Source organism: Pedobacter albus, from assembly GCF_036324255.1.
GTDB lineage: Bacteria > Bacteroidota > Bacteroidia > Sphingobacteriales > Sphingobacteriaceae > Pedobacter > Pedobacter albus.
Window position 1 is genome coordinate 55,185 of record NZ_JAZDQT010000004.1, and the last position, 21,982, is coordinate 77,166.

Annotated in this window: 23 protein-coding genes; 6 read left to right on the top strand and 17 right to left on the bottom strand. The window is 44.2% G+C overall.

Annotated elements, in window-relative coordinates; all coding sequences use genetic code 11:
- Positions 1-63: 63 nt before the first annotated feature.
- The 6 genes from trmD to VRU48_RS19355 form a co-directional block, all read right to left on the bottom strand.
- Positions 64-738, bottom strand: a complete 675-nt coding sequence (trmD, locus tag VRU48_RS19330; RefSeq protein WP_330109574.1) for a tRNA (guanosine(37)-N1)-methyltransferase TrmD — start codon at positions 736-738, stop codon at positions 64-66.
- Positions 739-954: 216 nt separating this feature from the next.
- Positions 955-1,155, bottom strand: coding sequence for a helix-turn-helix transcriptional regulator (locus VRU48_RS19335; RefSeq protein ID WP_330109575.1), 201 nt, complete (start codon positions 1,153-1,155; stop codon positions 955-957).
- A complete protein-coding gene (locus tag VRU48_RS19340; RefSeq protein WP_330109576.1) occupies positions 1,145-2,026 on the bottom strand; it encodes a hypothetical protein in 882 nt (293 codons plus the stop codon). Before VRU48_RS19340 ends, VRU48_RS19335 begins: the two co-directional genes overlap by 11 nt.
- A 123-nt stretch (positions 2,027-2,149) precedes the next feature.
- Entirely contained in the window at positions 2,150-2,824 is a 675-nt protein-coding gene (locus tag VRU48_RS19345; protein WP_330109577.1) for a hypothetical protein, read from the bottom strand.
- Positions 2,825-2,846: 22 nt separating this feature from the next.
- Positions 2,847-3,374 (bottom strand): ribosome maturation factor RimM, encoded by a 528-nt coding sequence (gene rimM / locus VRU48_RS19350; RefSeq protein ID WP_330109578.1) that lies wholly within the window; start codon positions 3,372-3,374, stop codon positions 2,847-2,849.
- A 76-nt stretch (positions 3,375-3,450) separates the two neighbouring features.
- Positions 3,451-4,032, bottom strand: a complete 582-nt coding sequence (locus VRU48_RS19355; protein WP_330109579.1) for a 30S ribosomal protein S16 — start codon at positions 4,030-4,032, stop codon at positions 3,451-3,453.
- A 260-nt stretch (positions 4,033-4,292) separates the two neighbouring features.
- Here VRU48_RS19355 and VRU48_RS19360 point away from each other — a divergent pair, with 260 nt between their 5' ends.
- A complete protein-coding gene (locus tag VRU48_RS19360) occupies positions 4,293-4,817 on the top strand; it encodes a 5' nucleotidase, NT5C type (protein ID WP_330109580.1) in 525 nt (174 codons plus the stop codon).
- A gap of 65 nt (positions 4,818-4,882) precedes the next feature.
- Here VRU48_RS19360 and VRU48_RS19365 read toward each other — a convergent pair whose 3' ends face one another.
- A complete protein-coding gene (locus VRU48_RS19365; protein ID WP_330109581.1) occupies positions 4,883-7,882 on the bottom strand; it encodes a DUF2135 domain-containing protein in 3,000 nt (999 codons plus the stop codon).
- Between the two features lie 144 nt (positions 7,883-8,026).
- Here VRU48_RS19365 and VRU48_RS19370 point away from each other — a divergent pair, with 144 nt between their 5' ends.
- Positions 8,027-8,350 (top strand): heavy metal-binding domain-containing protein, encoded by a 324-nt coding sequence (locus VRU48_RS19370; protein ID WP_330109582.1) that lies wholly within the window; start codon positions 8,027-8,029, stop codon positions 8,348-8,350.
- A gap of 170 nt (positions 8,351-8,520) precedes the next feature.
- Here VRU48_RS19370 and pfkA read toward each other — a convergent pair whose 3' ends face one another.
- From pfkA to VRU48_RS19395, 5 genes are all read right to left on the bottom strand, one after another.
- The gene (pfkA, locus tag VRU48_RS19375; protein WP_330109583.1) at positions 8,521-9,504 is read right to left on the bottom strand and encodes a 6-phosphofructokinase; all 984 of its coding nucleotides are present in this window, start codon (positions 9,502-9,504) and stop codon (positions 8,521-8,523) included.
- A gap of 7 nt (positions 9,505-9,511) precedes the next feature.
- Positions 9,512-11,209 carry a protein-disulfide reductase DsbD family protein gene (locus VRU48_RS19380; RefSeq protein WP_330109584.1) on the bottom strand — a complete coding sequence of 566 codons (1,698 nt, stop codon included), beginning with the start codon at positions 11,207-11,209 and terminating at the stop codon, positions 9,512-9,514.
- Between the two features lie 135 nt (positions 11,210-11,344).
- Entirely contained in the window at positions 11,345-11,791 is a 447-nt protein-coding gene (locus tag VRU48_RS19385; protein ID WP_330109585.1) for a protein-disulfide reductase DsbD domain-containing protein, read from the bottom strand.
- A 64-nt stretch (positions 11,792-11,855) separates the two neighbouring features.
- Positions 11,856-12,305: a protein-disulfide reductase DsbD N-terminal domain-containing protein gene (locus tag VRU48_RS19390; RefSeq protein ID WP_330109586.1), complete on the bottom strand. Its 450-nt coding sequence runs from the start codon at positions 12,303-12,305 to the stop codon at positions 11,856-11,858.
- Between the two features lie 4 nt (positions 12,306-12,309).
- Positions 12,310-13,086 (bottom strand): biotin--[acetyl-CoA-carboxylase] ligase, encoded by a 777-nt coding sequence (locus tag VRU48_RS19395; RefSeq protein WP_330109587.1) that lies wholly within the window; start codon positions 13,084-13,086, stop codon positions 12,310-12,312.
- Between the two features lie 44 nt (positions 13,087-13,130).
- Here VRU48_RS19395 and rsfS point away from each other — a divergent pair, with 44 nt between their 5' ends.
- From rsfS to VRU48_RS19415, 4 genes are all read left to right on the top strand, one after another.
- Positions 13,131-13,505, top strand: coding sequence for a ribosome silencing factor (gene rsfS, locus VRU48_RS19400; RefSeq protein WP_199137898.1), 375 nt, complete (start codon positions 13,131-13,133; stop codon positions 13,503-13,505).
- 25 nt (positions 13,506-13,530) lie between these two features.
- The gene (gene ftsH, locus VRU48_RS19405; RefSeq protein WP_330109588.1) at positions 13,531-15,615 is read left to right on the top strand and encodes an ATP-dependent zinc metalloprotease FtsH; all 2,085 of its coding nucleotides are present in this window, start codon (positions 13,531-13,533) and stop codon (positions 15,613-15,615) included.
- 94 nt (positions 15,616-15,709) lie between these two features.
- Positions 15,710-16,354 (top strand): LutC/YkgG family protein, encoded by a 645-nt coding sequence (locus VRU48_RS19410; RefSeq protein WP_330109620.1) that lies wholly within the window; start codon positions 15,710-15,712, stop codon positions 16,352-16,354.
- A gap of 75 nt (positions 16,355-16,429) precedes the next feature.
- Positions 16,430-17,500 carry a 3-oxoacyl-ACP synthase III family protein gene (locus VRU48_RS19415; protein ID WP_330109589.1) on the top strand — a complete coding sequence of 357 codons (1,071 nt, stop codon included), beginning with the start codon at positions 16,430-16,432 and terminating at the stop codon, positions 17,498-17,500.
- A 63-nt stretch (positions 17,501-17,563) separates the two neighbouring features.
- Here the strand turns inward: VRU48_RS19415 and VRU48_RS19420 are convergent, their stop codons facing one another.
- The 5 genes from VRU48_RS19420 to VRU48_RS19440 form a co-directional block, all read right to left on the bottom strand.
- Complete coding sequence (locus VRU48_RS19420; protein ID WP_330109590.1) at positions 17,564-19,066, bottom strand: tetratricopeptide repeat protein; 1,503 nt, start codon at positions 19,064-19,066, stop codon at positions 17,564-17,566.
- Between the two features lie 162 nt (positions 19,067-19,228).
- Complete coding sequence (locus tag VRU48_RS19425) at positions 19,229-19,978, bottom strand: zinc ribbon domain-containing protein (RefSeq protein WP_330109591.1); 750 nt, start codon at positions 19,976-19,978, stop codon at positions 19,229-19,231.
- Positions 19,978-21,075, bottom strand: coding sequence for a Nif3-like dinuclear metal center hexameric protein (locus VRU48_RS19430; protein WP_330109592.1), 1,098 nt, complete (start codon positions 21,073-21,075; stop codon positions 19,978-19,980). The genes VRU48_RS19425 and VRU48_RS19430 overlap by 1 nt, the downstream gene beginning before the upstream one ends.
- A 66-nt stretch (positions 21,076-21,141) precedes the next feature.
- A complete protein-coding gene (locus VRU48_RS19435; protein ID WP_330109593.1) occupies positions 21,142-21,510 on the bottom strand; it encodes a TM2 domain-containing protein in 369 nt (122 codons plus the stop codon).
- Positions 21,511-21,521: 11 nt separating this feature from the next.
- Positions 21,522-21,818 carry a DUF2752 domain-containing protein gene (locus VRU48_RS19440; RefSeq protein WP_330109594.1) on the bottom strand — a complete coding sequence of 99 codons (297 nt, stop codon included), beginning with the start codon at positions 21,816-21,818 and terminating at the stop codon, positions 21,522-21,524.
- Positions 21,819-21,982 lie beyond the last annotated feature (164 nt).

Sequence of the window (21,982 nt, forward strand, 5' to 3'; positions counted from 1 at the left end):
AAAGCGAAGTTTAAAAATAATTTATTTTCTAACAAATTGTGGTTTTTCCACATTTTCAGGGGCTTATTTCAACAGGTCGGGTCTGCGCTGTTCGGTTCGCTTCAGGGCCTCTTCGTGGCGCCACTCGTTAATTTTGGCTTCATGGCCACTCAGCAACACCTCGGGCACCTTGTGTCCGCGCCAATCGGCCGGCCGGGTGTAGATAGGGGCATCCAGCAGTTCGCCCTGAAAACTGTCTGACAAAGCCGAAGTTTCATCGTTCAGCACCCCCGGAATTAAACGCGTTACCGCATCAACCAAAACCGCAGCCGGCAATTCGCCGCCAGAAAGCACATAATCGCCGATAGAAATTTCGCGGGTTACATAAATATCTCGGATGCGCTGGTCTATGCCTTTATAATGGCCACATAAAATAATGATGTTTCCTTTGATCGACAGCTCGTTGGCAATGGTTTGGTTCAGCGTAACACCATCAGGGCTCATGAAAATCACTTCGTCGTAGGTTCTTTCGGCCTGTAGTTTTTCTATGCAACCGGCAAAAGGCTCAATGCTCATCACCATGCCGCTGCCGCCGCCATAAGGATAGTCGTCAACGCTCTTTTGCTTGTTGGTGGCGTAATCCCTTAAATTATGTACCACGATTTCGGCAATGCCTTTCTTTTGCGCCCGTTGCAGAATAGAGTGGGCAAAGGGGCTGGTCAGTAAATCGGGCAGTACAGAAATGATATCAAAACGCATGGGGCAAAGGTAAGAAATTAACCCTTTCGAAGTTTCGAAACTTCGAAAGGGCTATACTCGCTCATTGGTTCATTGGTTCATTAGCTCATTGGTTCATTTAGTACCACCCAGCCTCTTTGAGCACCCTTCCAAGAGAGGGTAATAGTTGGTTGCCATTTGCCAAACGCCAACTGAAACTGCCAACTATGCACTATCGACCAAAAGACCTCAGGCTAACTAATCGTCTTCTTCCAATTCGAACACTTCCTCAACCGGCTTTTCGAAAACCCTGGCTATTTTTAAGGCCAGCACGGTTGATGGCACGTATTTGCCCGATTCGATGGTGTTGATGGTCTGCCTCGAAACCTGGATCATATCGGCCAGTTCGGCCTGGGTAATATTTTTGATGGCACGTTGTACCCTGATGTTATTTTTCATAGCTCATTCCTCCTTCAGCAGCAGTTAACGATCGGTTATTTTTATAATTGACGTACTCCATTCTGAGCACAAAATAAAGCAACAGCGAGAATTGTGCAAATAGCATAAAATATAAAAAGCTGAACGAATAGAGCAGCACATTGGCCACCAGCAACAATCCGTAGTTAATATAAACCGCCAATTGCAGACTTTCCAGCCGTTGTTGCATCAGCATTTCGTCTTCTTTTTTGTTTTGCGAGAAGGCCCATAGCAATAAGCCGATTACCAAGCCCAAGTAGTTGATCTGTTTTACCGTATCCCATTTTTCATCATCCAAACTAAAAACAAACACAAAAGTTAAAACCAAACAAATTAACGAAAGTGCCACCCCCAGCGGCTTAAAGGGCAAATGAGGCAAAAACCGAGGCTTGCTGACCAGGTAGCTTTCTTTTTTAAAATATTTGAGGTAATAAAATCTGCCGATAAAAATAACCAGCGGGGTAAAGAGGTTCAGCTCGGAAGCATGGTCGCCAATAAATGGAATTTCGGCAATGCTCATGCTAAAAACCAGCCCAACAAAATAAAGCAGATAATAGGTCATTACTCCCCAATACAGCGCGTTGAGCCTAAGCCTGGCGTTGAGCTCATCCTCTTGTTTGCTCTTAGAAAAGGCGATGAGCAACAGGCCTACGATAACGAGGAAAATGGCCAACTCGTTGGTAAAATTTTCGACTGCGGGTGTAAATATTCGATTGGTTTCTCGCAATCGCAACCCAAAACCCGGGATTTCGTATTGCTCGATGATGTTAAAGTAGCCTAAGACAAAGCCGGGTATGGCCAGCACGTATCCAACCCAGCTACCCCATGTTGGAAACAGATATTTACTTTTCATGATTTTAATTTTTTAGCGATTAAACAACAATTATATCAAGCATGCTTGAACAAATGTAAAACATAATTGACATTAATATCAAGTTTAATTTACAAAAAGATTAAAATATTTTACAAAACGGCTTTAAATCGTCCACTGGTCGTGGATTACAGCCACTAAATAATACTCGTTATTGTACATTTTGAAGACCAAACGCAGGCTGCGCCAGTCCATGCCGCTGTATTGCGGGTCTTTTCCCTCCACATGGAAATCGACAAAATGAAGGCCTGGAAAAACCTCGGCCATGTTATTCAGGGAGTTGCCTTTCTGCACAACCTGATCAAAAGAAGTCTGTTTGGCTTGCAGATAATCGGCGTCGTAGATAAATTTTTCGATATAGGGAACCACCTTGATTTTCATCGATTCGCCGGTGCCGTCATAAACGCCCCAGGTGAGGGTCCAGTTTTTTTCGATGGATTCGAGAAAGTCTTTCGCCAGCAGTTTTTTGCTGTTGGCTACATTAATATTGCCATAGGGTGAAAAGAGTACAGGATCTTTGGGATGGAAGTAGCTGGCAAACGAACGGTAATCCTTGTTTTTGAGGCTTTGCAATACCCGGCTTGCCACCAGCATCACCGAATCTCTTGCCGGCGAACCCGGCTGTTGCTGCACAGCCACGCTGTCTTTGGGCGGCGCGGGCTTGGGGGCAGGCTTATCTTCAACCAGCGAATCTAAGGTAATGCGCTTCACGTTCTCGTTGCCGCCGCAACCCCAACAAAAAACGGCCACCAAAGCAAATGCGATTAAACATCTCATCATGCTTAAAGATAGCCGAAGGGTTTTAATTACCCAAATAAATATCCAGCAATCCTTCTGGCAGGTCGAGATGCAAAGTATTTTCCTCGTCGTCTATTTCTATAATGAAATCTTCGTTGAGCGGAAACAGTACATCGCGGTTTTTGTAGTGTACGGTAGCCACAAACTGTTGCGGATATTCGTTTACCTCGATAATCTCGCCCAATTCGCCAAGTGTTTCGTCAATAGCGATAAAGCCTTTCAGGTCGGTGTAGTAAAACTCGTCGTCTTCGCGCTCTGGTTTTTTGCTCAGGGGCAGGTAAACTTTTTTCTTTACCAAAGGCTGGGCTTTGTCTATATGGTCTATGTCGTCAAAATAAAACGTTCCGGTTTGGTTGGTCTGCAGCTTATGGGTAGCCACAAAATAGGGCACCAGCTTGCCGTTCATTTCCACAAACAGCACATCAAGATCCAGCTGCTCGTAATCTTCAAACTCGAAATAAAGCTGCACTTCGCCTTTTAAACCTTTGGTTTTGGTGATGTAGCCGATATAAAACGCCTCTTCTTTTAACATAGCGAATGGTATAGGGGGTTAAAAAAATAGCGAAGGACTTTGCAGTTCTTCGCTATCTATCAGAATAGAACAAGGCTTATGCGTTGTCTTCTTCTTTTGTTTCTTCTTGAGTGGCCTCAGCTGCTGGAGTTTCTTCGGTTGCAGTTTCAGCTACAGGAGCTTCTTCTGTTACTTCTTCTTCAACAACTTCTTCTGCTACTGGTGCATTTTTCAATGCGATAGCGGCAGCACGGTCAGCATTTTTCTTAGCCTCGGCAGCTAAAGCTGCTTTTTTAGCTTCGTTTTTGCTGTTGCTCAAGTTTTCTTTTTTGCTTTCGATTTTACCACCTTTAGCCTCTAACCAAGCTGCAAATTTAGCATCTGCCTGCTCTTGGGTTAAAGCGCCTTTTTTAACACCACCTTCTAAATGTTTTTTGTACAAAACACCTTTGTAAGAAAGGATAGCGCGGGCAGTATCAGTAGGTTGTGCACCTTTGTTTACCCAGTCTAATGATTTTTCGAAATTGATTTCGATGGTGGCTGGATTGGTGTTCGGGTTGTAAGAACCTAAACGATCAATAAATTTACCATCTCTTGGTGAGCGAGAATCCGCTACTACCACGTGGAAAAAAGGTTTCCCTTTTTTACCGAATCTTTGCAATCTGATTTTGGTTGCCATTCTTTTAAGTTTATGTATTCAACATAGTTCCCGGAAGCACCGTGCTTGCGGGGAGGCAAAGGTAAGCATAATACCAATAACTCGCAAGCTTTTAGTCAATTAGTCTTGAGTGTGCAGTCGATAGTCCATAGCTGATGGTCCATTGTTATCGGGCGCCATGATCGCCAAACGCAATACGCTGTACGCACATCACCATACGCACGATGCAAATTTTAAATTCAGCTAACAATACTCTAATGGGTTTTAGGCATCTTTGAGGCATGAAGATAGCCATAGACATGGACGAAGTCTTAGCCGACCCCATCCACAAATTTATAGAACTCTACAACCGCGACTACGGCATTCCGCTCGACCTGAAACTGGATGCCGGCAACGAAATCTACCATCACGTACCCGAGCAAATCAACAACAAATGGTTCGACTACATTAACGAAAAAGGCTTTTTCAGGAATTTGCCTGTTATCGAGGGGAGTGTAGAAGCTGTCAAAAAACTGCAAGAACAGCACGAGGTCTACATTGTTTCGGCGGCGATGGAGTTTCGCAATTCCTTAGAAGACAAACTCGATTGGCTCAACGAACATTTTCCGTTCATCAGCTGGAGAAACATTATTTTTTGTGGCGACAAGATTGTCAACGTAGACGTAATGATCGACGACCGCATCAAGAATTTTATCGATTTTAAAGGCCGGCCACTTTTGTTCACTTCGCCACACAACCTTTTAATAACCGACTACGAGCGGGTGGACAACTGGCAACAGGTGTTAGACAAGTTGCTGGTTCATTAGTTCATTGGCTGATTAGTCATTTTTATACAATGGCCAGAAATAACCCTCTGGCCATTCACCTTACCTTAAAAACTAAATTCTCCAACCAAGTTTCCGCCTCTGTTCCTGGCCTCTAGGGGCAATACCATCATTTTTCGTTCTTCCTTGCCTGTGGCATAACGGATATAGATTTCGGCGCTCACCGTGGTTGGTCCGCTGATGCTAACCTGCCTGTCGCCAAAGTAGTTTACCTCTATTTTGTATTTTCCTTTGATGGCTTTTTTGAGCATAAACTGCTCCGGACCGTAGCCACTCGTAAAGTCGTTGCTCATTCTGCCTCCGATTTCGGTTTTGGGGTGACTGTAATAGCATTTTTCTCCATCGGGATCGGTAACCCACAAATCGATATCCGTATCGTTCTTGTTCCAGTTCAGCACCACCCGAATGTCTACCGGCAAAGGCTGGATCAGTTTTTTATCAATTTGTTTGGTGTCTAAGCGCTTGCCGTATTTTGTAATCAGGTGGTTGATTTCGGCAATGATGATCTCTTCAATGCCTCTATCCCTACTAGCCGATTGTGTGTTGTAGCTTTGGGTAAGCACTTTGTACAGGTTGTTGAGCGCCTCCTGATAACGGCCCATATCTTCTAATGCCAATGCATAATCGCGGTAGCTCTGCGCATCCATTGGTCGCCATTGCAACACCTTTTCGGCAATGAAAAGCGAAGCCGCATAGTTATGGGTCTGTTTAAGTTTATAAGCCATTACCTTGTACAAATCGGCATTTTCGAGCTCCAGTTCTGCCATATTGCTCAATATCTTCAGTGCCCTCACACTGTCAGCCTGTTGATAAAACCAGTTGGCCACGTCAAAATAAAAAGTTGGCGTGTGCAGGTACTGCTCCCTAAGCACCAAATATTTCTGATAGGCTTCTTCGGGCTTGCCTGTTAAAGATTTCATGTAATCTTTATCGCTTTTAAATTCTTTGACCGTAATGATGGGTTGCTGCTCAAATGCTTGCGATTTATCTTTTGTTACTTCCAAGCCTGCCACTTTGCCCTGTAAGGCGGCATTTGCCGGAATCGTTACAGAAGATGCCGCGTAAGTAGTAGATCGTTTGGCTTGGGCATTGCCTCCTGCCACTATCACCACTTCTTGGAGGCTGTTGGCGCTTTGCAATCGCTCTGACGATTGTGCAGACTCAGCTCTTTGCCTTTCGTTTCGAGCCGGACTTGGCGGATTGGCGGCCGCCTCTCTCACTCTTTCTTCGGCCACTACCACTACCGGTTGCGGAAATTTGAACTGCTCTTGTTTGCTTTTTGGGGTAAAATCTGTATTCCACCATTCCTTAAGCGTTTTGCTCATGGCTATCGCGGCGTTAATCAGGTCTGTTCTTCGTTCTAAAATCGATTGCCCTCTTTGTTTGATGGCCAAATCAAATTCTTTGCGCAGTTCGGCAGGTGGCGTAATGTCATACCTCAGGTAATCGTCTAAGGTTTCTAACACCAGGAGGCTGGTATTCCGGGTTACAATGCCAAATTGTTTGCTTAGGCTGCTGATTTCGTCTTTGTTGGTTTCATATTGGATATCCATTTCGGCAATCTTTTTCTGCGCCCAAATTCTGCTTACTTCTACACGGCTTAAGGGCTGCGTATTGGGATCGAGGCGCACTTCTTGTTCGCTTACAACCGTATTGCCATAACCAAACTGCAGGATGATCTTGGTGCTGTATTCGCTTAATATTCCGGCTACGGCCAAATGTCCGCCAGCGCTTACCGGCAACGAAGGATAGGTTTGGCGTACTTCTGTGTTGTTTTTGATGCCTAAGTATTGCAACTGGTCTTCGTTCAGCTGCTCAAAGGCTTCTTTTGCATTGGTGGCGTTGAGGTTAACAAACTTGCCGCCACTTTTCAAGGCGATATATTTCTGCGTGCTGTAATCGGCTTTTAGGCTCGAGTTAACCACATGAACGGGTTGCTGAAGCGCAACCGTATTTTTTCCGAAAGTTGAAAGTCCATCGGTAAAAAACAGGTACTCGCCGGCCGGCAAAACCTTGCCATTGATGCGGCTAAAATCGGTGCCACCATCATATACGATTTTGTTCAGCCGGTCTTTTAGTGCGTCCCAATTCCCGTTGGTAATGGTAAAGGTTCCTGCCTCATTAAAGGTATTGTTCAGCAGGCCCAAACGGATAACGAGGTTTCTTCTTTGTTTGACAATCAAATCTAAAAGCTCCATTTCCTTTTTCAAATCGCGTTGCAAACCGCTTAACGAGCAATCCCAAATCAGGCCGATTTCGTTGCTCCACTGGTGTGGCCTGCTGGCCGATTTCGGAAAAACATTGACCAAGAAATAATAGCCGCTGCTGGCTTTTTGCATTTGCACCTCGGGTAGGTTTGCTTTTTTGGGCAGGTTGATGCTTAAGCCTTGCTTCGAAATAAAATCGGTTTTCTTTAGCGAAGCGATATAGGTATTATCCATGTTTTTGATGTCGAGGCTACCATCAGGCTGTTCAACAAACTCGGGCTTGGCAACGCTTTCGAAAATGGTTGCATTTAGCGAGAACTCGGCGATTTTTTCTGGATAAGCCAAAGGCAGGTGATAGCGCAAGGTGCTGTTGGCGCCAAGCTTGAGCTCTTCTTCATAAGCCAAGGCGATGGTTCTTGACCCATTTGCCGGAATAGGATAGATCTTTGTCCTGAAATTATTCCCTTCCACCTTTTCGAGCAGGCCTGGGTCAACTCTCCGGCGTACAATGCTTTCGAACACCTCGGTGGCCTTGGCCTTTTCTACCGGTACGGCTTCGCGCATCTTGCCGTTAATGTCGAGCGCATAGCGACTAATCGTTACGCCTTCGGGCATCGGAAAGGTCAGTTCTCCCTCTAAAACGCGATTGCTGCTGTTGTAAAAGGTCATCGTCATGGTGGTTGTGGCAATATTGCCCACCAGCTGTACGTTTATGTCCAATTTTTTTAGCGTAACCGGCTGTTCGGTTGTTGTTCCTGTTTTCAAAATTGGCATTTGAGCCAGTGCCCAAATGGGCAAAGTGAGCAGCGCGAGGGGAAGAAAGAGTTTAAATAGTTTCATGGCTTTGCATTTTTAAGTATGGATGCAAAACCAAATCAATTTGCATAAATCTTTTTTCGGATGGTGACCAAACCCCGTGCTTTACACCTCCTATTTTGTAACATTTCAGCGCCTTAGGCATCGAAATATAAAACCTAAAAGAAAATGTTAATCACAACCACAAATACCATTGAAGGCAAGAAAATTGTAAAGTACATTGGTCTTGTAAGTGGCGAAACCATTATTGGCGCCAATATTTTTAAAGATTTGTTTGCGGGTATCCGCGATATTGTTGGTGGCCGTTCGGGTTCCTATGAGCAGGTACTTCGCGAGGGCAAAAACACAGCCGTAAACGAAATGCAACAATATGCGGCAGCTATGGGTGCCAATGCCATTATTGGCGTAGACCTCGATTACGAAACTGTTGGAAGCGGGGGAAGCATGCTGATGGTTACGGCCAGCGGCACCGCAGTTGTGCTCGAAGATTAAGTGTTTGGCGTTAAGCGTTACGCGATTTATAGCCACAGCTTAACAGATTTCCGAGTTATTATCTAATCTGTTAAGCTGTGGCTTATATGACACCCTAGTTTGGCGATTAGCGTCTGGCGTTACGCATCGAAAAAACTCAACGCTTAGCTCTTACCGCCATTACTACTCAATTATAGCGAAAGGATTTCGGCCAGCTTTAACCAAGTTGGCGTTATTTTTTCTGCATCGATATGTTTGATGGCGTGCGAAAAAGGGGTAAACACGATTTCTTTATTAACCTGGCCAGCCATTACATCGGTCTTGCCTTCTAGCAAGCCTTCAACCGCAGCCACGCCCAGGCGACTTGCCAATACTCGATCCATGCAGCTCGGCTTGCCACCACGCTGAATATGGCCCAACACCGAAACGCGGATATCATATTTTGGAAATTTAGTTTTCAGGGCCTCGCCAACGTTGTAAGCGCCTCCGGCTTCATCGCCCTCGGCAACAATAATAATTTTCGAAGCCTTGTCTTTACGGCCATGCTCCAGCCTTTTCATCAGGTCTTCTACCCCAATTTTAGCTTCTGGAATGAGGATGGCTTCGGCACCTACGCCAATGCCGCTGCGCAAGGCGATTAATCCAGAATCGCGACCCATTACCTCAACAATAAACAAACGGTCATGCGATTCGGCGGTATCTCTGATCTTGTCAACCGCATTGACCACGGTGTTAATGGCTGTATCGTAGCCGATGGTAAAATCGGTTCCGGCCAAATCGTTGTCGATGGTACCTGGTAAACCAATTACCGGAAAACTGAACTCCCTCGAAAAAAGATCGGCACCGGTAAAAGTTCCGTCGCCACCGATTACCACCAACGCATCGATATCGCTTGCCACCAAATTTTTATAGGCCAACTCTCGGCCTTCTTTGGTTCTAAAGGCATCGCTACGAGCGGTCTTTAAAATGGTACCGCCACGTTGGATAATATTGGCTACCGACTTGCCATCCATCGGCATAAAATCGGCTTGGATAAGGCCTTCGTAGCCTCGCATTACGCCGGTAACTTTTAAATTATGGTATAAGCTTGCTCTTACAACCGCCCTAATGGCAGCATTCATTCCGGGCGAATCTCCTCCGGAGGTTAGTATTCCTATATTTTTGATGGTACTCATTTAATTCTTATTTGCTCGGCTTATAATTGTCTAAGCCGCTTTGGAGAAATGCAATATATTTTGCATTATCATTTAGAATAGCTCCTTGTGGCTCAACCAATGGATTTAAATCGTGGTCGGCCAATACATAAAAAGGCTGCGCATTGGCATTATATTTAGTTGCCTGAAGATCTTGGTTCCATCTACCCAAATCATCCGTATTTCCTTTCAGATAATTTGAATAATGAATTTTTTCTGCCGGCATTTTTATTTTCCGCTCATCTACATAAAGCTGAATGAGCACATATTTTTCTTTAATCAATGTTGCAACTGCCGGATCAACCCAAACATCATCCTCCATTTTACGACAGTTTACACAGGTATGGCCTGTAAAATCTAGCATAATTGGCTTATTTACTTGTTTAGCGTAGGCAACTCCTTCATCCAGGTCAAAAAACACATTAAAGCCATGTGGCGGATGCAATACCTCATCGTATTTTACTTTTTTAGGGAAATCTAGTGATGCCGTACTAGCAGGGCCGGAGCTTCCCGCAGTCAATATAAAATCCTGGGTATTCATCGGAGGCGCCAATCCACTCAAAATCTTTACTGGAGCACCCCAAAGGCCCGGTATCAGATAAATAGCGAAAGCAATTGAAACTAGCGATAGCAACAGCCTCGGTACACTAACATAAGGTAAATCACTATCATGCGAAAACTTGAGTTTGCCCAAGAGGTAAAAACCCATCATGGCAAAAATCACGATCCACAATACCAAGAAAATTTCTCTATCGAACCATTCCCAATGCCAAACCAAATCAGCGGCCGACAAGAACTTCAAGGCCAAAGCCAGTTCTAAGAAGCCCAAACAAACCTTTACGCTGTTCAGCCAGCCACCAGATTTTGGCATACTGTTTAAAAAGCCCGGGAATATAGCCGATAAGGTAAACGGAAGGGCCAAAGCCAAAGCAAAGCCAAACATACCAATGGCAGGCGCCAAGATTTCGCCTTTTGAACTCGCTTGCACCAATAGCGTACCGATAATTGGCCCGGTACAAGAGAACGAAACCAAAGCCAAAGAAGCAGCCATAAAGAATATACCGCCCAAACCTTTGCTGCTATCGGCCTTTGCATCAATCTTATTAACGAAAGAGCTAGGCAAGGTAATCTCGAATGCGCCAAAAAAGGAGATGGCAAAAACAACCAACAATATAAAAAACAGGATATTGAATAGGCCGCTGCTGCTCAATTCATTCAATTTGGCCGAACCAAACAAAATGGTAATCAACAAGCCAAAAGCCACATAAATAACGATAATCGATAGGCCATAAATAATCGCCAAACCAACACCTTTTTTCTTGCTTCCCGCTTTTTTCGTAAAATAACTAACGGTGAGTGGCACCATTGGAAAGATACAGGGCATTAAAAACGCCAGAAATCCGCCAAACAAACCCTCGATAAAGGTTTGCCAAAGTGTTTTAGGCTTTGCCTCTTTTTTAACTGAAGCGGCTGGAGCTTTTGCTGTGCTTGCCGTATCCTTTTTAACGGTATCTGCTTTAATGTTATTCTTTACGCTGTCTTCCTTAGATCCGATCGTGGTAAACTGCAAATCGTCGGGCGCACTGTTGGCCGTTGTGTCTGTTTGCGGTTTGAGCGCATAACCAAGGTTAGGGCTAACGAGTAAAAAAGATGCCATCAGGAACAGCAACAAGCTTATTTTTTTCATTGTGATATCGATTAAATTCTCAAAGGTTAGTGTGCTTTGGTTTGTTTTTAAAAGGCGTGAAGTTAATGATATTTTTTTATTTGACACCTTGGGTTCCTACCATAAACGCCTTTATTTTACTTTCAATAAATACTATCAATTAACTGGGATACTAAACACAAGCTCATCACTAGGCAGGCAGGACTTGTCGCTGCACACCATAAATTCTACCTTGCCTTTAATAGTCGTTTGTTTTTTATTGAGCCTGATTTTTTGTTCAAAAACAACCTCTTTTTCAAAATAAGCAAGATTAGCCTTTAAAAATTGATCGTATTTAACCGTTGGCTTGGGCTGTTGGGTAGCCCCAATCAACTTATAATCTTTAGACGGCACAAAAGTAAAAAAGGTACGGGTTGGACTCGGTTTCGGATGGAGCGCATAAACATGCCACTTAGGCTGCAGGCTGGCTTTCAAGTAAAGCGTGGCCTCATTGGCGCCGGTTTTTTTGGCCCGGTACGACCAGCTTATAGGTCTTTCAAGTTGTGCCAATACGCTCGAGCTGGCACCAAGAGTTAAAATCAATCCTAAAATCAGTTTCTTCATTGGATTTGTATCAAACAAAAAAGCCCTGAAAAACTTCAAGGCTTTTTAATTTCTTTTTACGGGTTTATTTTACCGGTATGCTAAAGGTAACTTCGGCAGGAGGCAAACATTGCTTGTCGTTACATACGCCAAACTCCAGTTTTCCTTTTACCACGGTTTCGCCTTTGTTCAGTTTTACCTTTTGCTGAAAAATCACTTCGTTCTCAAAATAAGACACGTTCATTTTGAAGGTTTTTTCATAAGTGCTAATCGGTTTTGGCTCCATGGTTTTGCCAACCAAGGTATAGTCTTTTGATGGGCTAAAGGTGAAAACGGTTTTGGTAGGTCCGCCCGCTTTTACGTTTTGCGAATAAATGTGCCATCCTTCGTCGATGGTTGCTTTCAAGTAAACTGTGGCTTCGGTTTTACTGGTTTTTTTGGCCACGTACGACCAGCTTACAGGGTTTTCTAGTTGCGCAAATGCTCCGGCAACGCTAAAAAATAATAATGTTAATACTAAAGTTATTCTTTTCATTTGTTTATATATGGGTTAAAAATTCGATCTCCTTAAAATTATACTCTACCATTTGGCCTTCTTTTTCCAAACATAGCAAACCTAGGTCGCTGATGCCTTTAATCGTTCCTTCAAAAACCTCGCCATTTTGGCGGTAGTTAGCCGGCTGGTCAAACCTGTATAGCCTATCAACGTAGCTTTGCCTCAATTCGGTATAATGGCCTGCCCTAAGTTGCAAATATAGTCTTTCCAGTTCGGTACAAATTTCAGACAATAATTTGTCCAAATTCACATCTTGTTGTAAAATTTGCCCCAAAGAAGTAGCGCGCTGTTTCAATTCTGGCGCAAAAACCTGTTGGTTTACATTGAGGCCTATGCCAATAACGGCAGTTTTAATCGTGCTGCCCACAATGGTATTCTCGATCAGTATGCCACCCATTTTTTGGTCAAAATAGTAAACATCATTGGGCCACTTAATGCGCATGCCTGAGGGCACATAAGCCGACAAAACCCTGTTTACAGCTACGCTAACCACCATATTGAGCAAAAACTGCTTATCCAATGGCAAAAATCCGGGACGCAATAAAACACTGAAAGTTAGGTTTTTGCCAGGCTCGGCATGCCAGGTATTCTGCTGCTGGCCCCGTCCGGCATATTGATTCTCTGCCATAATTACAGTACCTTCTGCTAATGGCTCGGAATTTGACACTAGATTTTTCAGAAAATTATTGGTAGAATCAACCGCCGATAATTTGATAAGATTTTGACCAACAAATAATGTTGAAAAAGTGTTATTTTGCAAGTGTTGATGTTATATTTGTTGCTAATCAAAAGTAAAAATTTTTAATGGTAAAAAAGAAAACCGCAAATCTTTCTACATACCTCTCAGAAATAGCTATCCATGGCATCCAGGAAAAAAAGGGGAACGATATTGTGCGCTTGGATCTTAGAGAACTGAACAGTTCGGTTTCCGATTATTTTATTGTTTGCAATGCCGATTCTTCGACCCAGGTAAAAGCCATTGCCGATAGCGTTGAGGATGAAATCTATAAACAAACGCAGTTGAACCCTTGGCGCAAAGAGGGTTTGGATAATGCCGAATGGATTATCCTCGATTATTTTGATGTCGTAGTGCACATTTTCAGGACAGAAAAGCGCGATTTCTACGGTATCGAAGACTTATGGGGCGATGCAGAAACCACCTCTTACAAGAGCGCATAGCCGTTAACTTAACACCAATGTAAAGATGAAAGAAAACCAAAATACAGACAATCCAAAACAGATTAAGCGAGTTCCTAATATTCCGAAGAAACCACAAAAAGGCTCCAAATTCAATATCTTTTGGGTTTATGCCGCCATTATTATCGGTCTTGTTGTTGTTAATTTCCTGTTCTCTTCTAGCGATGTAAAAACCATCCCTTACAAAGAATTCGAACAAAACATGCTCATTCCGGGCGATGTAAAACAGATTGTCGGCTATAAATCGTCGGATGGAGAAACCTATACCGGCGAAATCTACCTCAAGCAAGACAAAGACAAAGATCCGAAGTATAAAAAATACCTCAATAACAACGCGCTGCAGCTTTCTAAAGGCGGACCGATTGCCAAAGTGGTGATGACCGATTCGAAAACAATGACCGATGCTTTGAAAGAATCGCAAAAAAGCCTGCCTCCTGATGATCAGATTACCATTACGGCTACTTCTAAATCAAATCCGTGGGGCACTATTTTTCTCAATATCATTTTGCCTTTGCTGTTTTTTGCCGGACTTTGGATTTTCATGATGCGCCGCATGGGCGGTGGCGGAGGTGGCGGCGGTGGCCAGATCTTCAACATCGGAAAATCGAAAGCCACGCTGTTCGACAAAGAAAGCCAGGTTAACATTACCTTTAACGATGTAGCCGGTTTGGAAGAAGCGAAACAAGAGGTAATGGAAATCGTAGATTTCTTGAAAAACCCTAAAAAATACACCAATTTGGGTGGTAAAATCCCGAAAGGCGCGCTATTGGTAGGCTCGCCAGGTACCGGTAAAACCTTATTGGCCAAAGCCGTTGCCGGCGAAGCCCAGGTTCCTTTCTTCTCGCTTTCGGGTTCCGACTTCGTAGAAATGTTTGTGGGCGTAGGCGCTTCGCGTGTGCGCGATTTGTTTAAACAGGCCAAAGACAAGGCGCCATGTATCATCTTTATCGATGAGGTGGATGCTATTGGTCGTGCCCGTGGCAAAAACAGCATGATGGGTGGTAACGACGAGCGCGAAAACACCTTGAACCAGTTGCTGGTAGAAATGGATGGTTTTGGTACCGACTCTGGAATTATCATCTTGGCCGCAACCAACCGTCCTGATGTATTAGACTCGGCTTTAATGCGTCCGGGAAGGTTCGACAGGCAAATTTCTATCGACAAGCCAGATTTGGTGGGTCGCGAGCAGATTTTCAGGGTACACTTAAAACCAATTAAAACCGCACAAGAGGTTGATGCCAAAAAACTATCGGCACAAACGCCTGGTTTTGCGGGTGCAGAAATTGCCAACGTTTGTAACGAGGCCGCTTTAATTGCAGCACGCCGAAACAAGGAAATGGTGGATATGCAGGATTTCCAGGATGCAATTGACCGTGTAATTGGTGGTTTAGAAAAGAAAAACAAAATCATCTCTCCAGAAGAGAAAAAAATTGTGGCCTACCACGAAGCCGGCCACGCCATTGCAGGCTGGTTCCTAGAGCATGCCAACCCATTGGTAAAGGTTTCTATTGTTCCACGTGGAGTCGCGGCCTTGGGCTACGCACAGTACCTGCCTAAAGAGCAGTTCTTGTACACCACCGAGCAATTGATGGACGATATGTGCATGACCATGGGTGGCCGTGTAGCCGAAGACATTACTTTTGGCAAGATTTCGACCGGTGCGCTGAGCGATTTGGAACACATTACCCGAATTGCCTATGGCATGGTTAAAATCTATGGCATGAACAAAAACGTGGGTAATATCTCGTTCTACGATCCACATAACGAATACAATTTCGATAAGCCATACTCTGATAAAACGGCCGAAATGATCGACAATGAGGTTCGTGCCCTTTCTAACGAAGTTTACGAGCGCACCAAAAACCTCTTGCTCGAAAAGAGAGAAGGTTTGGAAAAACTGGCTCAAAAACTATTGGAAAAAGAAATCCTTTTCCAAGCCGATTTGGAAGAGCTTTTAGGCAAACGTCCGTTCGATAGCAGAACGACTTACGACGAGTTTGTAAACGGTACCGACAATCCGTTACCCGTTTCTGAAGGCTTGGTGCAAGGCAACGTTACGCCACTCGAGCCCAGCTCAAAAACAGAAGAATAAACAATTATTCAGTCATACAGCAGAGAAGCAACCTTATAGTTTAAGGTTGCTTCTTTGTTTATAAGAAAAGTTAATTACATTTGGAATGTCTGATATGAAAGAGAATATTACGCCGAAGGAATTGATGCTGAAAAAAATTAGAAAGGCCCTGCTCGAAAAGCGGGATAATCCTTACCCTAATTTAGAAGAAAATCCTCTTTACAAACCCAATACCGAAGAACTCGAAATCCTGTTTGCCGAGCAGCTCACTGCCGTGTCCGGTAATTTTGTTTTTTGCGAAAATGGGGTCGATTTTATCGAGAACATCCTCGAACTGGCCGAACGTTTCAACTGGCGCAAAATCTATTGCTGGGAGCCCGAACTACAAGCCTTGTTAAAACATTACGAATTCCCTTTCTACGAAACCGACAAAGACTTTGAACTGGCTGAGGTAGGCATTACCCTTTGCGAAGCCCTGGTAGCCCGAAACGGCTCGGTAATGCTGAGCAACCAACAGGCCGCCGGACGACGCCTGAGCATTTTCCCACACCACCATATTGTAATTGCCAGAACCGGTCAGCTGGTCTTAGACCTTAAAGATGCTTTCAAACTGCTGAAAGACAAATACGGCACCCAAATTCCTTCCATGGTCAGCAACGTTACGGGACCGAGCCGCACGGCAGATATTGAAAAAACATTGGTACTTGGTGCGCACGGCCCAAAAGAGCTATTTGTATTTTTGATTGACGATTTTTCCTGAAAAATTTTTATTTTCAATAAATAATACTATTTTTATACTGAATACCGAAGCGGTATAGAGTACAAAACGGGCAAGATGAATAAAACATATTCGGTAATCACCGGCACAGGTAGCTATATTCCAGACAATATCATCTCAGGTGATCACTTCATGGAATCCTCTTTTTTCGACAAAGGAATAAAGCTGGACAAGGAAAATACCGAAATCATTAACAAGTTTAGCGAAATTACAGAGATTGTTGAGCGCAGGTATGCCGATCCGCACCTGTTGAACAGCAATATTGCCACGGTGGCCGCCAAACGCGCCATTGCGGCTGCGGGCATCGACAAGGAATCGTTAGACCATATCATTTTTGCACACAACTTTGGCGATGTGAAATTGGCCTCTAACCGTATGGACATGCTGCCGGCTTTGGCGGCCAAGGTGAAACTGGAGCTACAGATCGAAAATCCGGATTGCGTAGCCTATGATCTTATTTTTGGTTGTCCGGGTTGGGTACAAGGCGTTATACAGGCCGATTACCTGATCAGGAGTGGCGATGCCAAAAAAGTAATGGTTATCGGTTCGGAAATGCTTTCGAGAATCATCGATCCGCATGATAGGGACAGCATGATTTTTTCTGATGGTTCTGGCGCCGTTATTTTCGAAGCCCGCGATTCTGATGAACCGCTAGGCGTTATTGCCCATAAAAGCCAAACCTTTGCCAATTATGCTTCGCTGCTTACCATGGGCTGCAGCAATAATCCCGATGAAAAAAACGGCAATACCTATCTTAAAATGAACGGGCGCAAGCTCTACGAATTTGCGGTAATCAACGTGCCCCAAGTGGTTAAAATAGCGATAGACAAGGCTGGCATAGATTTATCAGCCATTAAAACGGTATTTATTCACCAGGCCAACGGCAAAATGGACAATGCCATTATGAAAAGGCTGTTTAAGCTCTATGGATTAGACGAAGTGCCCGAAAACCTCGTTCCCATGACGATTTCGTGGCTAGGCAACAGTTCTGTAGCCACCATCCCAACACTTATCGATTTGGTGGTGAACGGAAAGGTAGAAGGCTATCAGGCCAGAGCTGGAGAATACGCCGTATTTGCCTCGGTTGGGGCAGGAATGCACATCAATGCGGTAGTGTACCGTTTCTAAAATACCTGCGAAGCTCAATTCTCGAAAACACTTGCGAAGTTTTGAAACCTTCGCAAGTGCTTTTTAGTTTCCCAATCTTTTCAAACCTTGTTTGGCTTCTGCTTCAATGCTGCTTTCGTACTCGTGATTTTTCATGCCGATGGCCGTATTAAAGCTGGCCTTGGCTTTAGCGGGATTGCTTTTTTCGTATATCTTTCCCATTTGGATGGCCGCCTTGGCCGCATAATAATATTTTAGGTTTTTACCTACATTAATGGCGTTTTGGTAATTGGCGAGCGCCAATTCATCCTTGCCCAAATCGTCGTTGATACGGCCCAGGCGGTAGTAATACTCTGCTTTATCTTTTGGCGAGGTATAATCGTCGGCATTGGTGCCATTCAATAGTTCGGCGGCCTTGCTCAAATAGGCGCCGTCAAACAACAGGCGAGCCTTAAGCAGGTTTTTGTTCGGAACCGGAGCATTGGCATCATTCAGGGCCTGCTTGTCCCTTTCCTGATAAGTATAGCCACTTGATTTGGCTTTGGCCGCATAGGCATTGTAACCAGCATCGTCGCCTTTTAACAGCGCAATCCAACCCAAATGCAGGTTGGCATCCTTGATGTAATTTACGCCTTTATTGGTCTGCAAAAAACGATCGAAAGAAGCCGAGGCGCTATAATCGAGTTTGTTGAGCTTGGCAATGCCCATCAGGTAATCCAGATAAGGAAAAGCCTGGTAATAAGCTCCGCTAGGTCTGTTGGTCAATATTTCGATGGCCTCGTCGTTATGGCCGTTGCGAGTACATACGTAAGCCTGCAGGTAAGATTTGAGCAGGCTGCTGTCGGCAATGCGTGCCGTATATTTCATGGTTTTGGCATAGGCCTGCGGACTTTTAGCCACATCAGAAAGCACATAGGCGTAGTAGAACACGGTTTCTTCGTAAAAGGGCTCATACGAGGATTTAGGCAGGTTTTCAGCCAGTTTATCGAGCATGTTTAATCCCTGTTGCAAATTGCCTCTCAAACCAAAGGTAGAAAGTGTCGATTTCAGAAAACCATCGGGCAAGGCTCCAATTACGGCATTGATTAGCCCCAATCCTTTGCCATTGAGGTGAAAGCCCGGAAACTTCTTGCTGTTATCCTGCAACATGTTGTTGGCCCGGTTAATTTCCCGCGCGGCCGTTAAATAAGCGCCGTACCGGCCCCTGATGAGCGCCCATTGCAAATTGATTTCGGCCTGGGCGTACAAGTAATAAGGCGATGTTTTATCGTCATCGCTGATCTGGTCTATACGGGCACTTTTATTGGCTTCGAGCCGATCAAATTCGGTCTTGCTCTCGGTAGTGATGAGGTAAAAATAATCTACGTAGTTTTCGAGCAAGGGCACAATGGAGTTGTTGGGGTGTACCTTTTTCTCATTGGCAATCAGCTGGCGGGCAGTGGCCAGTTTAAGCTCGAAAATATTTTGGTAGGCCTTGAGGCAGTTGGCATTAAAATCGAAGTTGGCCAGGGCCAGGTTTGGGACTGCCAAACAGCAGCAAAGAAACAGGTATTTGGTATAGCGTTTAATACGTAAGGGTTTAAGCATAGATTGCCGTTGGTCTTTAAGAATTTAAGTTACTGATTTTATATAACGTTAAAAAACCGCCGATGTTTTTATGAACAAAACCAAACTTCAATCTGGCTAGGTACAGGCAAAACTTTGAGTTGCAAAAAAGGCCAGATTTTCGTCCGGCCTTTCTCTATTTTGTTATGCTTCTGTTTCGCTAAGCTCGTGGGTCAATGCTTCATCAACCAAGATACGGCCACAGTGCTCGCAAACGATTACTTTTTTGCGCTGACGGATGTCCAATTGGCGCTGAGGCGGAATTTGGTTAAAACAACCTGAACACGAATCCCTGTCGATGGTTACTACAGCCAGGCCGTTAACCGCATTGTTTCTCAACCTGTGGTAAGCGGTTAGCAAACGCTCTTCGATTTGGGTTTCTGCTTTTTCTGCTTTTTTCAACAAAGCCTGCTCTTCTTTTTCAGTTTCGGCAGTAATGGTTTCCAACTCTGTTTTCTTTACGTCTAAGTCGCCTTTTCTAGCTTCGATATTAGCCAAGGCTTGCTCATAAACTTCGGTTTTAGAAGTAATTTCGAAGCCATGCTCCTTGATTTTCTTCTCGCAAACCTGTATCTCCAAGTTTTGGATTTCTACTTCCTTGGTTAAAGCGTCGTATTCTCTGTTGTTTTTTACGTCTTTTAATTGTGTTTCGTATTTTTTGATCAAGCTTTGCGCTTCTTTGATCATGTTTTTACGGGTTACGATTGCATCTTCAGTATCGTCTAATTCAGCTTTGATTTTTTGTATACGTGTTTCTAATCCGGCTACTTCATCCTCTAAATCAGCTACTTCCATAGGCAACTCGCCTCTAATCTGACGGATTTTATCAATCTTGGTGTGAAGATTTTGTAATTCGTATAAAGCTTTTAGCTTTTGCTCTACTGTTTGTTCCATTAAATGAAATAATTTATGGGGTTTGTGTTATGCTCCGTTAAACGGATTGCAAAGTTAGGAAATTTTTCTTGAATATTCTCTATCAACAAATTAGATGTAAATTGCTCACTTTCATAGTGTCCGATATCGGCAATAACCAGGTGCTGCTCGGCGTCGAAAAACTCGTGGTATTTAAAATCGGCGGTGATAAAGGCATCAGCGCCAGCGGCTATGGCCTCTTTCAGCAAAAAACTGCCAGATCCGCCACACACGGCCACTTTTTTTATTTTTTTAGGCAACAGGGCGGTATGCCTGATTACTTTGGCCTGCATGCGGTCTTTAACCAAGCTTAAAAAATCATGTCCATCCATTTCTTGTGGCAGCCAGCCCACCATGCCCGCGCCCACGGTTTCGAGCTTGTTAGCTAGGGCATAAATATCGTAGGCTACCTCTTCGTAGGGGTGGCTTTCGAGCAAGGCCAGCAACACTTTGCGTTCGTCTTGTCCTTTAAAAACCGTTTCGATCCTGATTTCGGCTTCGTGGTGCTGCGTGCCTCTTTCGCCTACAAAGGGATCGCTTCCCTCGCCGGCCTTGAAAGTTCCGGTTCCGGCACCGTTAAAGCTGCATTCGCTGTAATTGCCAATATGGCCTGCACCCGCAGCAAATAAAGCATCGCGTACCTGACCAGTTTGTGCCTCCGGACAAAAGGTTACCAGTTTTTTAAGCAGGTTTCCTTTGGGCGACAAGATTTTTGCCTGTTGGATGCCCAACTGCCTACAAATCCGGGCATTAACGCCATTGGCCATGTGGTCTAAATTGGTATGGATGGCATACAGGGCGATGTTGTGTCTGATGGCCTTGAGCACCACGCGTTCTACATAGGTTTTGCCATTCAGCTTTTTAAGGCCTTTAAATACAATGGGATGGTGTGTAATGATCAGGTTGCAGCTTTTGGCAATGGCCTCGTCTACAATCTGTTCGGTACAGTCGAGCGCCACCAGCGCAGCGTGTATTTCGTCGTTGGGGTGGCCTACAATAAGGCCCGAATTATCATAATCTTCCTGATAATTAAGCGGGGCCAGGCTTTCGAGGTAGTTGGTAATTAAGGCTAACTTCATGGTATAAAAATAGCAAATCCCTGCAGGTTTTGCACCTACAAGGATTTTTATGCGGTTTTTGTGTATCTAGTATTGTTTAAAGCCGCCCATTCTTACCATTTGCAGGCTTTCGAATACCATGCGCTGGTTGTGCTCAAAGGCCAGGCTTTTGTGGTTGATGATATCTACGATTGAACCGATAAAACATAAACCTCCGGTTACCAGGTACAAAATACCCATGCCTATTTGGTTGATGATGAAGCGTTGCAAGCCTGGCACCAAGAAGAGACCGATTACGCAGAAAAGTAACATATCGCTCGGGTTTTTCCTTTTGCCAGAGTAGATCATTAAAAATGTGCGCAATTGTTGTTCGTCAAGACCGTTGGTTGCAGTTTGCAGATACGAGTATTCTTGAGGGGTGATACCCGGTAATGCCATAAATTGTGCGTCGAACATAGCTTTTCCTCCTAATATTTTAATTTAAATTCCTTTTTCAATAATTGTTTGCTGAGCTGATAAATGCGGTAGCCGATCAAGAGCAGGGCGGGTATGCCAAACCAGTGTTGGGCTAAGCTTGCATTCACATCTCCATGGAACAATGCGGTTATCGACCTTCCTAAGCCACAACCCGGACACCAGGTTATGCCTAAATTTGCCAGTGGGCAAAGGCTGAAATGGTGCTCGTGAGGATTAGCCGTTGCTAGCAGGACTAAAGCCAACACCCAAAAGACCAGTTCTACCGGAAAGCTGCGAATATACTTCATGTTTCCTTGTTTTAATAATTAGATATAAAGGTACTAGGTTTGTTACTTATGCCCATTTTGATTTCGACCAACGCTAAAAATTACCCGACAAACTGGCAAAAGCAGGCTAAGAAACGATTTGGACCAGAGCTATTTTGGCTATTTAACCCATTCGACTGAAACAT

Bases quoted from the DNA above. Each gene is read 5' to 3' on its own strand.
- VRU48_RS19390 (WP_330109586.1), bottom strand. From the start codon at position 12,305: ATGAAAAGAATAACTTTAGTATTAACATTATTATTTTTTAGCGTTGCC.
- VRU48_RS19355 (WP_330109579.1), bottom strand. From the start codon at position 4,032: ATGGCAACCAAAATCAGATTGCAAAGATTCGGTAAAAAAGGGAAACCT.
- VRU48_RS19430 (WP_330109592.1), bottom strand. From the start codon at position 21,075: ATGAAGTTAGCCTTAATTACCAACTACCTCGAAAGCCTGGCCCCGCTT.
- pfkA (WP_330109583.1), bottom strand. From the start codon at position 9,504: ATGAGTACCATCAAAAATATAGGAATACTAACCTCCGGAGGAGATTCG.
- VRU48_RS19345 (WP_330109577.1), bottom strand. From the start codon at position 2,824: ATGATGAGATGTTTAATCGCATTTGCTTTGGTGGCCGTTTTTTGTTGG.
- VRU48_RS19410 (WP_330109620.1), top strand. From the start codon at position 15,710: ATGAAAGAGAATATTACGCCGAAGGAATTGATGCTGAAAAAAATTAGA.
- VRU48_RS19435 (WP_330109593.1), bottom strand. From the start codon at position 21,510: ATGTTCGACGCACAATTTATGGCATTACCGGGTATCACCCCTCAAGAA.
- VRU48_RS19370 (WP_330109582.1), top strand. From the start codon at position 8,027: ATGTTAATCACAACCACAAATACCATTGAAGGCAAGAAAATTGTAAAG.
- rimM (WP_330109578.1), bottom strand. From the start codon at position 3,374: ATGTTAAAAGAAGAGGCGTTTTATATCGGCTACATCACCAAAACCAAA.
- VRU48_RS19365 (WP_330109581.1), bottom strand. From the start codon at position 7,882: ATGAAACTATTTAAACTCTTTCTTCCCCTCGCGCTGCTCACTTTGCCC.
- VRU48_RS19360 (WP_330109580.1), top strand. From the start codon at position 4,293: ATGAAGATAGCCATAGACATGGACGAAGTCTTAGCCGACCCCATCCAC.
- ftsH (WP_330109588.1), top strand. From the start codon at position 13,531: ATGAAAGAAAACCAAAATACAGACAATCCAAAACAGATTAAGCGAGTT.
- VRU48_RS19440 (WP_330109594.1), bottom strand. From the start codon at position 21,818: ATGAAGTATATTCGCAGCTTTCCGGTAGAACTGGTCTTTTGGGTGTTG.
- VRU48_RS19340 (WP_330109576.1), bottom strand. From the start codon at position 2,026: ATGAAAAGTAAATATCTGTTTCCAACATGGGGTAGCTGGGTTGGATAC.
- VRU48_RS19380 (WP_330109584.1), bottom strand. From the start codon at position 11,209: ATGAAAAAAATAAGCTTGTTGCTGTTCCTGATGGCATCTTTTTTACTC.
- VRU48_RS19425 (WP_330109591.1), bottom strand. From the start codon at position 19,978: ATGGAACAAACAGTAGAGCAAAAGCTAAAAGCTTTATACGAATTACAA.
- VRU48_RS19385 (WP_330109585.1), bottom strand. From the start codon at position 11,791: ATGAAGAAACTGATTTTAGGATTGATTTTAACTCTTGGTGCCAGCTCG.
- rsfS (WP_199137898.1), top strand. From the start codon at position 13,131: ATGGTAAAAAAGAAAACCGCAAATCTTTCTACATACCTCTCAGAAATA.
- VRU48_RS19335 (WP_330109575.1), bottom strand. From the start codon at position 1,155: ATGAAAAATAACATCAGGGTACAACGTGCCATCAAAAATATTACCCAG.
- trmD (WP_330109574.1), bottom strand. From the start codon at position 738: ATGCGTTTTGATATCATTTCTGTACTGCCCGATTTACTGACCAGCCCC.
- VRU48_RS19415 (WP_330109589.1), top strand. From the start codon at position 16,430: ATGAATAAAACATATTCGGTAATCACCGGCACAGGTAGCTATATTCCA.
- VRU48_RS19420 (WP_330109590.1), bottom strand. From the start codon at position 19,066: ATGCTTAAACCCTTACGTATTAAACGCTATACCAAATACCTGTTTCTT.